Annotated in this window: 15 protein-coding genes; all 15 read left to right on the top strand. The window is 65.9% G+C overall.

Annotated elements, in window-relative coordinates; genetic code table 11:
* The first annotated feature begins 103 nt into the window (after nt 1-103).
* The 15 genes from SANBI_RS14525 (at nt 104) to rpmC (ending at nt 14,673) form a co-directional block, all read left to right on the top strand.
* On the top strand, nt 104-3,985 hold the full coding sequence (locus tag SANBI_RS14525) for a DNA-directed RNA polymerase subunit beta' (protein WP_056128657.1): 3,882 nt from the start codon (nt 104-106) through the stop codon (nt 3,983-3,985).
* Nucleotides 3,986-4,603: 618 nt separating this feature from the next.
* Nucleotides 4,604-4,978, top strand: coding sequence for a 30S ribosomal protein S12 (gene rpsL / locus SANBI_RS14520; RefSeq protein ID WP_012867951.1), 375 nt, complete (start codon nt 4,604-4,606; stop codon nt 4,976-4,978).
* Between the two features lies 1 nt (nt 4,979).
* The gene (rpsG, locus tag SANBI_RS14515) at nt 4,980-5,450 is read left to right on the top strand and encodes a 30S ribosomal protein S7 (RefSeq protein WP_012867950.1); all 471 of its coding nucleotides are present in this window, start codon (nt 4,980-4,982) and stop codon (nt 5,448-5,450) included.
* A gap of 114 nt (nt 5,451-5,564) precedes the next feature.
* The gene (fusA, locus tag SANBI_RS14510; protein WP_319156275.1) at nt 5,565-7,667 is read left to right on the top strand and encodes an elongation factor G; all 2,103 of its coding nucleotides are present in this window, start codon (nt 5,565-5,567) and stop codon (nt 7,665-7,667) included.
* A 131-nt stretch (nt 7,668-7,798) separates the two neighbouring features.
* Nucleotides 7,799-8,989, top strand: coding sequence for an elongation factor Tu (gene tuf, locus SANBI_RS14505; RefSeq protein WP_056128674.1), 1,191 nt, complete (start codon nt 7,799-7,801; stop codon nt 8,987-8,989).
* 591 nt (nt 8,990-9,580) lie between these two features.
* A complete protein-coding gene (gene rpsJ, locus SANBI_RS14500) occupies nt 9,581-9,889 on the top strand; it encodes a 30S ribosomal protein S10 (RefSeq protein ID WP_012867945.1) in 309 nt (102 codons plus the stop codon).
* Between the two features lie 20 nt (nt 9,890-9,909).
* Nucleotides 9,910-10,569: a 50S ribosomal protein L3 gene (rplC, locus tag SANBI_RS14495; RefSeq protein ID WP_056128676.1), complete on the top strand. Its 660-nt coding sequence runs from the start codon at nt 9,910-9,912 to the stop codon at nt 10,567-10,569.
* 4 nt (nt 10,570-10,573) lie between these two features.
* Nucleotides 10,574-11,278, top strand: coding sequence for a 50S ribosomal protein L4 (rplD, locus tag SANBI_RS14490; RefSeq protein ID WP_056130617.1), 705 nt, complete (start codon nt 10,574-10,576; stop codon nt 11,276-11,278).
* Nucleotides 11,275-11,580: a 50S ribosomal protein L23 gene (gene rplW, locus SANBI_RS14485; RefSeq protein WP_056128680.1), complete on the top strand. Its 306-nt coding sequence runs from the start codon at nt 11,275-11,277 to the stop codon at nt 11,578-11,580. The genes rplD and rplW overlap by 4 nt, the downstream gene beginning before the upstream one ends.
* Nucleotides 11,581-11,612: 32 nt before the next feature.
* Nucleotides 11,613-12,452, top strand: a complete 840-nt coding sequence (gene rplB / locus SANBI_RS14480; protein WP_319156264.1) for a 50S ribosomal protein L2 — start codon at nt 11,613-11,615, stop codon at nt 12,450-12,452.
* 15 nt (nt 12,453-12,467) lie between these two features.
* Nucleotides 12,468-12,749 carry a 30S ribosomal protein S19 gene (rpsS, locus tag SANBI_RS14475; RefSeq protein WP_012867940.1) on the top strand — a complete coding sequence of 94 codons (282 nt, stop codon included), beginning with the start codon at nt 12,468-12,470 and terminating at the stop codon, nt 12,747-12,749.
* A gap of 61 nt (nt 12,750-12,810) precedes the next feature.
* Complete coding sequence (gene rplV, locus SANBI_RS14470) at nt 12,811-13,182, top strand: 50S ribosomal protein L22 (RefSeq protein WP_319156260.1); 372 nt, start codon at nt 12,811-12,813, stop codon at nt 13,180-13,182.
* Nucleotides 13,182-14,012, top strand: coding sequence for a 30S ribosomal protein S3 (rpsC, locus tag SANBI_RS14465; protein ID WP_319156258.1), 831 nt, complete (start codon nt 13,182-13,184; stop codon nt 14,010-14,012). The genes rplV and rpsC overlap by 1 nt, the downstream gene beginning before the upstream one ends.
* Nucleotides 14,013-14,014: 2 nt before the next feature.
* Complete coding sequence (gene rplP / locus SANBI_RS14460) at nt 14,015-14,434, top strand: 50S ribosomal protein L16 (RefSeq protein ID WP_319156256.1); 420 nt, start codon at nt 14,015-14,017, stop codon at nt 14,432-14,434.
* Entirely contained in the window at nt 14,434-14,673 is a 240-nt protein-coding gene (gene rpmC / locus SANBI_RS14455) for a 50S ribosomal protein L29 (RefSeq protein WP_056128695.1), read from the top strand. Before rplP ends, rpmC begins: the two co-directional genes overlap by 1 nt.

Genomic DNA, 14,673 nt, shown 5'->3' with positions numbered 1-14,673 from the left:
GGGACCTCCACCCCCGCCCCATCCGACACCCTGTAGCACCTCCACCGCGCCGGTGACGGGACACATCCCGACCAGGCCGGCAGACGAAGGAAGTAGGACCACCTTGCTCGACGTCAATGTCTTCGACGAGCTGCGTATCGGACTGGCCACGGCAGACGACATCCGCACCTGGTCGCATGGCGAGGTCAAGAAGCCTGAGACCATCAACTACCGCACCCTCAAGCCCGAGAAGGACGGACTCTTCTGCGAGAAGATCTTCGGCCCGACCCGGGACTGGGAGTGCTACTGCGGCAAGTACAAGCGCGTGCGCTTCAAGGGCATCATCTGTGAGCGCTGCGGCGTCGAGGTGACGCGCTCGAAGGTGCGTCGTGAGCGCATGGGCCACATCGAGCTCGCCGCGCCCGTCACCCACATCTGGTTCTTCAAGGGTGTGCCGTCCCGCCTCGGCTACCTGCTCGACCTCGCGCCGAAGGACCTCGAGAAGGTCATCTACTTCGCCGCGTACATGGTGACGTCGGTCGACGTCGACGGCCGCCAGGAAGACCTCCCGAACCTCCAGAACGAGATCGACCTGGAGAAGAAGGAGATCACCGACCGCCGCGACAACGACATCGAGACGCGCGCACGCCGTCTCGAGGCCGACCTCGCCGAGCTCGAGGCCGAGGGCGCCCGCGCCGACGCTCGCCGCAAGGTGCGCGACTCGGCCGAGCGCGAGATGGCTCAGCTGCGCAAGCGCGCTGACGCCGAGCTCGAGCGCCTCGAGCAGGTCTGGGACAAGTTCAAGAACCTCAAGGTCGCCGACCTCGAGGGCGACGAGATGCTCTACCGCGCCCTCCAGGACCGGTACGGCAACTACTTCGAGGGTTCGATGGGGGCCGCCGCGATCCAGAAGCGGCTCCAGGACTTCGACCTCGACGCCGAGGCGACCTCGCTGCGCGAGATCATCCGCTCCGGCAAGGGCCAGAAGAAGACCCGCGCCCTCAAGCGCCTCAAGGTCGTCAACGCGTTCCTCACCACGACCAACTCGCCCACGGGCATGGTCCTGGACGCCGTCCCGGTCATCCCGCCGGACCTCCGCCCGATGGTTCAGCTCGACGGTGGACGTTTCGCGACGTCCGACCTCAACGACCTGTACCGCCGCGTGATCAACCGCAACAACCGCCTGAAGCGCCTCCTCGACCTCGGTGCACCCGAGATCATCGTCAACAACGAGAAGCGCATGCTCCAGGAGGCTGTCGACTCGCTGTTCGACAACGGCCGTCGTGGACGTCCGGTCACCGGACCGGGCAACCGCCCGCTCAAGTCGATCTCCGACATGCTCAAGGGCAAGCAGGGTCGATTCCGCCAGAACCTCCTCGGCAAGCGCGTGGACTACTCGGGCCGTTCGGTCATCGTGGTTGGTCCTCAGCTCAAGCTGCACCAGTGCGGCCTGCCGAAGCAGATGGCGCTCGAGCTCTTCAAGCCCTTCGTCATGAAGCGTCTCGTCGACCTCAACCACGCGCAGAACATCAAGAGCGCCAAGCGCATGGTCGAGCGCGCGAAGTCCGCGGTGTGGGACGTCCTCGAAGAGGTCATCACCGAGCACCCCGTGCTGCTCAACCGTGCACCCACGCTGCACCGTCTGGGTATCCAGGCCTTCGAGCCTCAGCTCGTCGAGGGCAAGGCCATCCACCTGCACCCGCTCGTCTGCGCGGCGTTCAACGCCGACTTCGACGGTGACCAGATGGCTGTCCACCTGCCGCTGTCCGCCGAGGCCCAGGCCGAGGCGCGCATCCTCATGCTCTCGAGCAACAACATCCTCAAGCCGTCTGACGGTCGCCCGGTCACCATGCCCTCGCAGGACATGATCATCGGTCTGTACCACCTGACGAGCGACAAGGTCGACCCGATCGGCGAGGGCCGCGCGTTCAGCTCCGTGTCCGAGGCCGTCATGGCCTTCGACCAGGGCAGCCTGGACCTCAACGCCGTCGTCACGATCCGCATGGAGGGTCTCGTCCCGCCGGTCTCCGGCTTCGAGGCTCCCGAGGGCTGGGTCGAGGGCGAGCCGCTCCTCTTCACCACCACCCTGGGTCGCGCGCTCTTCAACGAGCTGCTCCCTGTCACGTACCCGTACGTGAACTCGGTCGTGGACAAGAAGCGCCTGTCGCAGATCGTCAACGAGCTGGCCGAGACCTACCCCAAGGTCGAGGTCGCCGAGTCGCTCGACGCTCTCAAGGCTGCCGGCTTCCGCTGGGCGACCCGCTCGGGCATCACCATCTCGATCTCCGACGTCGCGACGCCGAAGGCCGAGAAGGCCGCCATCCTCGAGGCGCACGAGGCTCGTGCCCTCAAGGTGCAGCAGCAGTTCGACAAGGGTCTGATCACCGACGACGAGCGCCGCCAGGAGCTCATCGAGATCTGGACCCAGGCCACCGACAAGGTCGCGAAGGCGATGCAGGAGAACTTCCCTGCTCGCAACACCGTCTACAGGATGGTCGGCTCGGGTGCTCGTGGTAACTGGATGCAGGTCCGTCAGATCGCCGGTATGCGTGGTCTCGTGGCGAACCCGAAGGGTGAGATCATCCCTCGCCCGATCAAGTCCAACTACCGTGAGGGCCTCTCGGTCCTCGAGTACTTCATCGCCACGCACGGTGCTCGTAAGGGTCTGGCCGACACGGCTCTGCGCACAGCAGACTCGGGCTACCTGACCCGTCGTCTCGTCGACGTCTCGCAGGACGTCATCGTCCGCGAGGACGACTGCGGGACCGAGCGCGGTCTCACGCTCCCCGTGGGCGAAGACCTCGGTGACGGTCGTCTCGTGCGCCACGCCAAGGTCGAGCAGAGCATCTACTCGCGCACCCTGGCCGCCTCGGTCGAGGTCGACGGCAAGGTGCTCGGCAAGTCAGGCGACGACGTCGGAGACGTCCTCATCGACGCGCTGCTCGCTGCGGGCGTCACGACCCTCAAGGTGCGCTCCGTGCTCACCTGTGAGTCGCACGTCGGTACCTGCGCCCGCTGCTACGGCCGTTCGCTCGCGACCGGCAAGCTCGTGGACATCGGCGAGGCCGTCGGCATCATCGCGGCCCAGTCGATCGGTGAGCCCGGTACGCAGCTGACCATGCGTACCTTCCACACCGGTGGTGTGGCGTCGGCCGACGACATCACGCAGGGTCTGCCCCGTGTCACCGAGCTCTTCGAGGCCCGCACCCCCAAGGGTGAGGCCCCGATCGCGGAGTACTCCGGCAAGATCACGATCGACGACTCCGAGCGGACCCGTCGGATCGTCCTCACCCCCGAGGACGGCTCCGAGGAGATCGCGTACCCGGTCACGAAGCGTTCGCGCCTGCTGGTCGAGGACGGACAGGACGTCGTCGTCGGCACCCAGCTCGTCCAGGGTGCTGTCGACCCGAAGAAGGTCCTGCGCATCCTCGGACCGCGTGCCACCCAGAAGCACCTGGTGGACGAGGTCCAGGAGGTCTACGGCTCGCAGGGTGTCGACATCCACGACAAGCACATCGAGGTCATCGTCCGGCAGATGCTGCGTCGCGTGACCGTGCTCGACTCGGGTGACTCGATCCTGCTGCCCGGCGAGCTCGCCGAGCGTGGCCGCTTCGAGAACGCCAACCGCCAGGCTGTCGCCGAGGGTGGTCAGCCGGCCTCGGGTCGTCCTGAGCTCATGGGCATCACGAAGGCGTCGCTCGCGACCGACTCGTGGCTGTCTGCGGCGTCCTTCCAGGAGACCACCCGCGTGCTCACGGAGGCCGCCATGAGCGGTCGCCGCGACCCGCTGCTGGGCCTCAAGGAGAACGTCATCCTCGGAAAGCTCATCCCCGCCGGTACGGGCCTGCCCCGCTACCACGAGGTCACCGTCGAGCCGACCGAAGAGGCGAAGGCCGAGCTGTACCCGAGCTTCGGGTACGACGAGATCGACTTCCCCGCGCTCGGCATGGGCTCGGGCGAGGCCATCCCGCTCGAGGACATCGACTTCGGTCCGGACTTCCGCTGACCGAGATCTGATCTCGACCGCCTGACACAGCAGGGCGGCTCCTCTGGGAGCCGCCCTGCTGTGCTGTCGGGGAGCGGTGCTGCTCGGCCGTCAGAGGGGGAGAGGGGCGCGCTCAGGAGGGCTCCGCGCACGGCTTCCGGAGAGTCCTCGGCGGGGGAGAGGCGCGCGGAGGAGCGCCATCCCCAGCGCTTCGCGAGCTCCTGGACCAGGGCTCTGGGAGAGCGCCCCCAGCCGCTCCACGGCTGCTCGTGGGACCCTGGCCAGCGACATTGACCTCCTGGGTTCCGCCGGGTAGTGTTGAGCACCGTGCCCGTGCTCTCGGGCCATCGTGCGTCCCAGACGTCCTCCGCTGATCGCCGAGCAGCCTGCTGCTCTGGCTCGACGGGTGGAGGCCAGGGATCGCCGGTCGACACGACCGGACCACGACGGCCAGACGATGCGGCGGGCTTTTCCGGATCGGCGCCTGGCGTCGCTCTGGACCATCGAGCCGGTGGTACGTGGCGTAGTGCAGCTGAAGCTGCGGTGCCCTCGTGCACCCAGCGCGGACACAGACCAGCAACGCATGCCACAGCCAGCACCGAGATCATCTCGGTGGGCTCGAGTAGACACGGAGACGCAGTGCCCACGATTCAGCAGCTCGTCCGCAAGGGGCGGACATCAAAGGTCTCGAAGTCCAAGACCCCCGCCCTCAAGGGCTCGCCCCAGCGACGCGGTGTGTGCACCCGCGTCTACACCACGACCCCGAAGAAGCCGAACTCCGCGCTCCGCAAGGTTGCCCGCGTGAAGCTCTCCTCCGGCGTCGAGGTCACCGCCTACATCCCCGGTGTCGGCCACAACCTCCAGGAGCACTCGATCGTGCTCGTCCGCGGCGGTCGTGTGAAGGACCTCCCCGGTGTTCGCTACAAGGTCATCCGCGGCGCACTCGACACCCAGGGTGTCAAGAACCGCAAGCAGGCTCGCAGCCGTTATGGCGCGAAGAAGGAGAAGAGCTGAGATGCCTCGTAAGGGTCCGGCCCCGAAGCGGCCACTCGTCATCGACCCGGTCTACGGATCGCCGGTCGTCACGCAGCTGATCAACAAGGTTCTCCTCGACGGCAAGAAGTCGACCGCTGAGGCGATCGTCTACGGTGCCCTCGAAGGTGTGCGCGAGAAGACCGCGGGTGACCCCGTCGTCGTTCTCAAGCGTGCGCTCGAGAACGTCCGCCCCGCCCTCGAGGTGCGCTCGCGCCGTGTCGGTGGAGCGACCTACCAGGTCCCCGTCGAGGTCCGCCCCGCGCGTGCCACGACGCTCGCCCTGCGCTGGCTCACCGACTACTCCCGCGCCCGTCGCGAGAAGACGATGACCGAGCGCCTCATGAACGAGATCCTCGACGCGAGCAACGGCCTCGGTGCCGCTGTCAAGCGCCGTGAGGACATCCACAAGATGGCCGAGTCCAACAAGGCCTTCGCGCACTACCGCTGGTAATGGCGCACCGGTGCCCCGAGGGACTCCCTCGGGGCACCGGGCCATCCGCTGCCCTCCCTCGCGGGGCCGGCAGTCTCTTGTCTCGCTCCGTCCCCCATCAGTAAGAGGTAAACCGTGGCACAGGACGTGCTCACCGACCTGAACAAGGTCCGCAACATCGGCATCATGGCCCACATCGATGCTGGCAAGACGACGACCACCGAGCGGATCCTGTTCTACACCGGGGTCAACTACAAGATCGGTGAGACCCACGACGGCGCATCGACGACTGACTGGATGGAGCAGGAGAAGGAGCGCGGCATCACCATCACGTCCGCGGCCGTGACCTGCTTCTGGAACAAGAACCAGATCAACATCATCGACACGCCCGGACACGTCGACTTCACGGTCGAGGTCGAGCGCTCGCTCCGCGTCCTCGACGGCGCTGTCGCCGTCTTCGACGGCAAGGAGGGCGTCGAGCCCCAGTCCGAGACCGTCTGGCGCCAGGCCGACAAGTACAACGTCCCCCGCATCTGCTTCGTCAACAAGATGGACAAGCTCGGCGCGGACTTCTACTTCACCGTCGACACCATCATCAACCGCCTCAAGGCGAAGCCGCTGGTCATCCAGCTGCCCATCGGGTCCGAGAGCGAGTTCACCGGCGTGGTGGACCTGCTCGAGATGAAGGCCCTCATGTGGCGCGGTGAGACCAAGATGGGCGAGGCGTACACGACCGAGGAGATCCCGGCCGACCTCCTCGAGAAGGCACAGCAGTACCGTGCCCAGCTCATCGAGGACGTCGCCGAGTCGAGCGAAGAGCTCCTCGAGAAGTACCTCGGCGGCGAAGAGGTCACGATCCCCGAGATCAAGACCGCGATCCGTGCGCTCACCGTCGCCGGCGAGGCCTTCCCGGTCCTCTGCGGCTCGGCGTTCAAGAACAAGGGCGTCCAGCCCATGCTCGACGCCGTCATCGACTACCTCCCGTCGCCCCTCGACGTGCCGGCGATCGACGCCCACGACGTGCGTGACTTCGAGAAGGTCATCGAGCGCCACCCGGACGCCACGGAGCCCTTCGCGGCTCTCGCCTTCAAGGTCGCGGCTCACCCGTTCTTCGGCAAGCTGACGTACATCCGCGTCTACTCGGGCAAGGTCGACCCCGGCGCACAGCTCCTCAACTCCTCCAAGGGGAAGAAGGAGCGCCTGGGCAAGATCTTCCAGATGTACTCCAACAAGGAGAACCCTGTGCCCTCGGCGAGCGCGGGTCACATCTACGCGGTCATCGGCCTCAAGGACACCACGACGGGTGACACGCTCACCGACGTCGCGAACCCTGTCGTCCTCGAGTCCATGACCTTCCCCGAGCCCGTCATCGACGTGGCCATCGAGCCGAAGACGAAGGCCGACCAGGAGAAGCTCTCGGTCGCCATCCAGAAGCTCGCCGAAGAGGACCCGACGTTCCGCGTCAAGCTGGACGACGAGACCGGCCAGACCGTCATCGGCGGCATGGGCGAGCTCCACCTCGACATCCTCGTCGACCGTATGCGTCGCGAATTCAACGTCGAGGCCAACGTCGGCAAGCCGCAGGTGGCCTACCGCGAGACGATCCGCCGCACGGCGGAGAAGATCGACTACACGCACAAGAAGCAGACCGGTGGATCGGGTCAGTTCGCCAAGGTGCAGGTCACCTTCGAGCCCCTCGAGACCGCCGAGGGCGAGCTGTACCAGTTCGTCAACGCTGTCACGGGTGGTCGTATCCCTCGCGAGTACATCCCCAGCATCGACGCCGGTATCCAGGCGGCGATGAGCCAGGGTGTCCTCGCAGGCTTCCCGCTCGTGGGTGTCAAGGCCACCGTCATCGACGGCGCGTACCACGACGTCGACTCCTCGGAGATGGCGTTCAAGATTGCCGGCTCGATGGTCCTCAAGGAGGGCGTCAAGCGGGCTGACCCGGTTATCCTTGAGCCGGTCATGGCAGTTGAGGTCCGTACTCCTGAGGAGTACATGGGTGACGTCATCGGCGACATCAACTCGCGTCGCGGGATGATCCAGTCGATGGAGGACGCGACAGGCGTCAAGGTCATCCGGGCCCAGGTGCCGTTGTCAGAGATGTTCGGGTACATCGGTGACCTTCGGTCGAAGACCCAGGGTCGTGCCGTGTACTCGATGCAGTTCGACAGCTACTCCGAGGTTCCTCGGAACGTTGCCGAAGAGATCATCAAGAAGACCCGGGGCGAGTGAGTCCCCACAGGTCGAACCGCAGTATCACCACCATCAACCTGTAGCGACCCGCACGCCCCGCAGATACACCGCTGAAACGAGCTAGTATCTGCATCGTTCGGCACGACTACCCAAGTCCCAGGAGGACCCCAGTGGCGAAGGCCAAGTTCGAGCGGACCAAACCGCACGTCAACATCGGAACCATCGGTCACGTTGACCACGGCAAGACGACGCTGACGGCGGCGATCTCCAAGGTGCTGCACGACAAGTTCCCGGACGTGAACCCTGAGTTCAAGTTCGACGAGATCGACAAGGCACCGGAAGAGAAGCAGCGCGGTATCACGATCAACATCGCGCACATCGAGTACGAGACGGGCAAGCGCCACTACGCGCACGTCGACGCTCCCGGTCACGCTGACTACATCAAGAACATGATCACCGGTGCTGCTCAGATGGACGGCGCGATCCTCGTGGTCGCGGCGACCGACGGCCCGATGGCTCAGACCCGTGAGCACGTTCTGCTCGCCCGCCAGGTCGGTGTCCCCTACCTGCTGGTCGCGCTGAACAAGGCTGACATGGTCGAGGACGAAGAGATCCTCGAGCTCGTCGAGATGGAGGTGCGTGAGCTCCTCTCCGCTCAGGGCTTCGACGGCGACAACGCCCCGGTCATGCGCGTTTCGGGCCTCAAGGCTCTCGAGGGCGACGCTGAGTGGGTCAAGTCCGTCGAGGACCTGATGGAAGCTGTCGACGAGAACGTCCCGGACCCCGTCCGCGACCTCGACAAGCCCTTCCTCATGCCGATCGAGGACGTCTTCACGATCACCGGTCGTGGAACCGTCGTCACCGGCAAGGTCGACCGTGGAGCGCTCGCGCTCAACTCTGAGGTCGAGATCGTCGGAATCCGCCCCGCGCAGAAGACGACCGTCACCGGCATCGAGACGTTCCACAAGTCCATGGACGAGGCACAGGCCGGCGACAACACCGGTCTCCTCCTCCGCGGCATCAAGCGCGAGGACGTCGAGCGTGGCCAGGTCGTGGTCAAGCCCGGCTCCATCACGCCGCACACCGAGTTCGAGGCTCGCGTCTACATCCTTGCGAAGGACGAGGGCGGGCGTCACAACCCGTTCTACTCGAACTACCGTCCGCAGTTCTACTTCCGCACCACGGACGTCACCGGCGTCATCACGCTGCCCGAGGGCACCGAGATGGTCATGCCTGGTGACAACACCGAGATGACGGTCGAGCTCATCCAGCCGATCGCCATGGAAGAGGGCCTCGGCTTCGCTATCCGTGAGGGTGGCCGCACCGTTGGATCGGGCCAGGTCACCAAGATCCTCAAGTGATCTAGTGCCTAGCTGACCAGCTAGCTCGTCCGGAGACCCGGCAGCCCTCGTGGCTGCCGGGTCTCCGTGCGTCTGGGGGCGGGGGAGGTGCCTGGTGGTACCTCGTACCCGACCGGCTGCCGACAGGCGGGCACCTCCGTTCCCCGCCGGTGCCTTCTGTGCCTGCCGGGGCCGTCGACGCCGCGGAGCTGCCGGCCGTGCCGGCAGAGGGGCGGCGCAGGTCACAACCCGGCGCGGGTTGGCTTTTCCACCTCGCCGTGGCAGACTAGTCAAGTTGCCTGTTACGGGCGCGCTCATTCTCAAGTCGAACAGTGTGTTGAACCGCGGGTCCTCCCAGAGGAGGGCCGTTGCCGTGTGTTGAGCTCTCTGTTCTTCGACAGATCGAGGCGCCACGGGACCCCGGTTCCACACAGGTGAGAAGACGTTGTGATCAGCTGGGCATCGTCGGGCACGCAGTGCTCACGAGCAGCAGCGGTTCACATTTCCAACGGCCCCGTACCACACAGTGGTGCAGCGCAAGAGGTTGTCGCCCAGAGCGACACGCCCGAGCGCGGGGGTCGGACAGTTCGAGAGAAAGAGTCAGACGACGCCATGGCGGGACAGAAGATCCGCATCCGGCTCAAGTCCTACGACCACGAGGTCATCGACAGCTCGGCGCGCAAGATCGTCGACACGGTGACACGCGCTGGTGCGACGGTCGTGGGCCCGGTGCCGTTGCCGACGGAGAAGAACGTGTTCTGCGTTATCCGTTCGCCTCACAAGTACAAGGACAGCCGCGAGCACTTTGAGATGCGCACGCACAAGCGGCTCATCGACATCATCGATCCCACGCCGAAGGCGGTCGACTCGCTCATGCGTCTCGACCTGCCGGCGGACGTGAACATCGAGATCAAGCTCTGAGGCTGGGGGAGGACATCACTATGGCTACCCAGCAGAACGAACGGCCCGTCACGGCCGTGCTCGGAACCAAGCTCGGGATGACCCAGGTCTGGGACGAGGCAGGACGCCTCGTTCCCGTGACCGTGGTCCAGGTCGGCACCAACGTGGTGACCCAGGTCCGTACAGCTGAGGTCGACGGCTACGCAGCCGTCCAGCTCGCCTACGGCCAGATCGACCCGCGCAAGGTCTCGCAGCCGCTGAAGGGTCACTTCGAGAAGGCCGGGGTCACCCCGCGCCGTCACGTGACCGAGATCCGTACGTCCGACGCCGGCGAGTTCACGCTCGGCCAGGAGCTCACCGCCGAGGCCTTCGCCTCCGGCAGTGTCGTGGACGTCATCGGGACCACCAAGGGTAAGGGCTTCGCAGGAGTCATGAAGCGCCACGGATTCCACGGAGTCGGCGCGTCCCACGGTGCCCACAAGAACCACCGCAAGCCCGGCTCGATCGGTGGGGCCTCGACCCCGTCGCGCGTGTTCAAGGGTGTGCGCATGGCTGGTCGGATGGGTGTTGACCGTCAGACCACGCAGAACCTGACCGTTCACGCGGTCGACGCCGAGAAGGGCCTGCTCCTCGTCAAGGGTGCAGTTCCCGGACCTAAGGGCGGCGTCGTCCTCGTGCGTAGTGCCGCGAAGGGTGCGTGAAGACATGTCTGAAACGCTCACCGTCGACGTCATCGACGCCACAGGCAAGAAGGCCGGCACGACCGACCTGCCCGCCGAGGTGTTCGACGTCCAGACGAACATCCCGCTGATCCACCAGGTCGTCGTCGCGCAGCTCGCTGCAGCCCGTCAGGGTACGCACGACACCAAGAGCCGCGGCGAGGTCCGCGGTGGTGGACGCAAGCCGTACAAGCAGAAGGGGACCGGCCGTGCCCGTCAGGGCTCGACCCGTGCTCCTCAGTTCGCCGGTGGTGGAGTCGTCCACGGCCCCACGCCTCGCGACTACTCGCAGCGCACCCCCAAGAAGATGAAGGCTGCTGCTCTCCGCGGCGCCCTGTCCGACCGGGCTCGCGCAGGCCGCATCCACGTCGTCACCGGTTTTGGTGTCGACGGCGTGCCGTCGACCAAGCAGGCTCTCACCTCGCTCTCCAACCTCGCTCCTCGTCGCAACGTCCTCGTTGTGCTCGAGCGCGGTGACGAGCTCACGGTGAAGTCGCTCCGCAACGCTGAGCAGGTGCACCTCCTGGTCGCTGACCAGCTCAACACCTACGACGTGCTCGTCTCTGACGACGTGGTCTTCACGCAGGGCGCGCTCGACGCGTTCCTCGCCGGGCCCACGACAGGTTCTTCGGTCAAGGCCGTCGCGACCGAGTCCGAGTCGGCACAGCTCGCGAAGGAGGACGCCAAGTGAGCACCACCGTCCAGAAGGACCCCCGCGACATCCTGATCGCGCCGGTCCTCTCGGAGAAGAGCTACGGCCTGCTCGACGAGGGGAAGTACACCTTCCTCGTCGACCCGCGGTCGAACAAGACGGAGATCAAGATCGCCATCGAGAAGATCTTCGATGTCAAGGTCGCCTCCGTCAACACGATCAACCGCAAGGGCAAGACCCGGCGGACCCGTTTCGGTATCGGCAAGCGCAAGGACACCAAGCGTGCAATCGTCTCCCTCCGTGAGGGTTCGATTGACATGTTCGGTGGCCCGGTCGGCTGAGCCGGCCGAGAGCAGATTGAGGACAGATCCCCATGGGAATCCGTAAGTACAAGCCGACGACGCCCGGACGCCGCGGCGCCAGTGTCGCCGACTTCGTCGAGATCACGCGCTCGGAGCCGGAGAAGTCGCTGATCCGCCCGCTCCACAAGACCGGTGGCCGTAACAGCTCCGGCCGTATCACCACCCGTCACAAGGGTGGTGGCCACAAGCGTGCGTACCGCGTCATCGACTTCCGTCGCCACGACAAGGACGGCGTGCCCGCCAAGGTCGCTCACATCGAGTACGACCCGAACCGGACCGCCCGCATCGCGCTGCTGCACTACGCGGACGGCGAGAAGCGCTACATCATCGCTCCGAACAAGCTGCGTCAGGGTGACGCGATCGAGAACGGTGCCGGTGCTGACATCAAGCCCGGCAACAACCTGCCTCTTCGCAACATCCCGACCGGTACGGTCATCCACGCCATCGAGCTCAAGCCCGGCGGCGGCGCGAAGATCGCACGTTCGGCCGGTGTGTCGGTGCAGCTCGTCGCCAAGGACGGCAACTTCGCGCAGCTGCGCATGCCGTCCGGCGAGATCCGCAACGTCGACCTGCGCTGCCGCGCCACGGTCGGCGAGGTGGGCAACGCCGAGCAGTCGAACATCAACTGGGGCAAGGCCGGCCGCATGCGCTGGAAGGGCAAGCGCCCGACAGTCCGTGGTGTCGCCATGAACCCCGTCGACCACCCGCACGGTGGTGGTGAAGGGAAGACCTCTGGTGGTCGTCACCCTGTCAGCCCCTGGGGCCAGGCAGAGGGTCGCACCCGTCGTCCCAACAAGGCGAGCGACAAGCTCATCGTCCGTCGCCGTCGTACCGGCAACAAGAAGCGTTGATAAGGAGCCTGACAGATGCCTCGTAGCCTCAAGAAGGGCCCCTTCGTTGACGGCCACCTTCAGAAGAAGGTGGACGTCCAGAACGAGAAGGGGACCAAGAACGTCATCAAGACCTGGTCCCGTCGGTCGGTCATCACGCCCGACTTCCTCGGTCACACGTTTGCCGTGCACGACGGACGCAAGCACACCCCGGTGTTCGTCACCGAGTCGATGGTGGGTCACAAGCTCGGCGAGTTCGCTCCGACGCGCACCTTCCGCGGCCACGTGAAGGACGACAAGAAGGGCCGTCGCCGCTGACCCCCGGGTCAGCAGCGACAGGGACCTCTTGGTCATGACCAGACAAGAAGGCAGGACAGCAATGGAAGCCAAGGCGCAGGTGCGGTTCATCCGCGTCACGCCCCAGAAGGCCCGGCGCGTCGTGGATCTCATCCGTGGCAAGCAGGCCTCTGAGGCCGTCGCGGTGCTGAAGTTCGCACCGCAGGCCGCCTCCGAGCCGATTCGCAAGGTCGTGGAGAGCGCGATCGCGAACGCACGGGTCAAGGCAGACCGTGCGAGCGTGGCGTTCGACGAGCAGCAGCTCGTCGTCACGGCCGCGTTCGTCGACGAGGGGCCGACCCTCAAGCGGTTCCGCCCCCGCGCTCAGGGGCGAGCCAGCCAGATCCTCAAGCGGACCAGCCACATCACCGTGGTTGTCGCCCCGCGCGAAGACACGAAGGGAAGGGCCCGATAGTGGGACAGAAGGTTCACCCGCACGGGTACCGTCTCGGCATCACGACCGACCACCGCTCGCGGTGGTTCGCCGACAGCACCAAGCCCGGTCAGCGCTACCGCGACTACGTCCGTGAGGACGTCCAGATCCGCAAGCTCATGAGCACCGGCCTCGAGCGCGCTGGAATCTCGAAGGTTGAGATCGAGCGCACCCGCGACCGCGTCCGCGTCGACATCCACACAGCCCGTCCGGGCATCGTGATCGGTCGTCGTGGCGCCGAGGCAGACCGCATCCGCGGCGAGCTCGAGAAGCTCACTGGCAAGCAGGTCCAGCTCAACATCCTCGAGGTCAAGAACGCTGAGATCGATTCTCAGCTCGTGGCCCAGGGGATCGCCGAGCAGCTCGCGAGCCGTGTCTCGTTCCGCCGTGCGATGCGCAAGGGCATGCAGTCCGCCCAGCGCGCCGGTGCCAAGGGCATCCGTGTCCAGTGCTCCGGTCGTCTCGGTGGCGCAGAGATGAGCCGCAGCGAGTTCTACCGCGAAGGCCGTGTGCCGCTGCACACCCTCCGCGCGAACATCGACTACGGCTTCTTCGAGGCCCGCACCACCTTCGGCCGTATCGGCGTCAAGGTGTGGATCTACAAGGGCGACATGACGGAGAAGGAGTTCGCGGCTTCGCAGGCGAACCAGGCGCCTCGCGCGCCCCGTGGTGGCCCGCGCGGCGAGCGTCCCGCTCGCGGCGGCCGTCGTAACGAGCGTCCGGCCGCTGCCGAGGCGCCCGCACAGGCCGACCAGGCTGCTGCTGCTCCGGCAGAGGCTGCCCCGGCCGCTCCGACCGGAACGGAGGCCTGAGCATGCTGATCCCGCGCAGGCTGAAGCACCGCAAGCAGCACCACCCGGGGCGCTCCGGCGCCGCGACCGGTGGTACCACGATCGCGTTCGGCGAGTACGGAATCCAGGCTCTCGAGCCGGCCTACGTCACGAACCGTCAGATCGAGGCTGCTCGTATCGCCATGACCCGCCACATCAAGCGTGGTGGCAAGGTCTGGATCAACATCTACCCTGACCGTCCGCTGACCAAGAAGCCTGCGGAGACCCGAATGGGTTCAGGTAAGGGTTCCCCCGAGTGGTGGATCGCGAACGTCAAGCCCGGCCGGATCGTCTTCGAACTCGCCGGTGTCCCGGAAGATCTGGCCCGGGAGGCTATGCGTCGCGCTATCCACAAGCTCCCGATGAAGTGCCGTTTCGTGGTGCGCGAGGGTGGTGGCAACTGATGGCTTTCGGAACCAAGGATCTGGCTCCTAGCGAGCTGGACGGCTTCGACGACGAGAAGCTTGTCGCCGAGCTGGAGAAGTCCAAGAAGGAGCTCTTCAACCTCCGCTTCCAGTCGGCCACCGGCCAGCTGGAGAGCCACGGTCGGCTCAAGGCTGTTCGTCGCGACATCGCGCGGATCTACACGATCCTGCGTGAGCGCGAGCTCGGCATCCGTACCGCACCGAGCGTGAGTGAGTGA

The sequence above is a fragment of the Sanguibacter biliveldensis genome (genome assembly GCF_033798665.1).
Lineage (GTDB): Bacteria > Actinomycetota > Actinomycetes > Actinomycetales > Cellulomonadaceae > Sanguibacter > Sanguibacter inulinus.
This window is presented reverse-complemented; position numbering and strand designations above follow the sequence as displayed.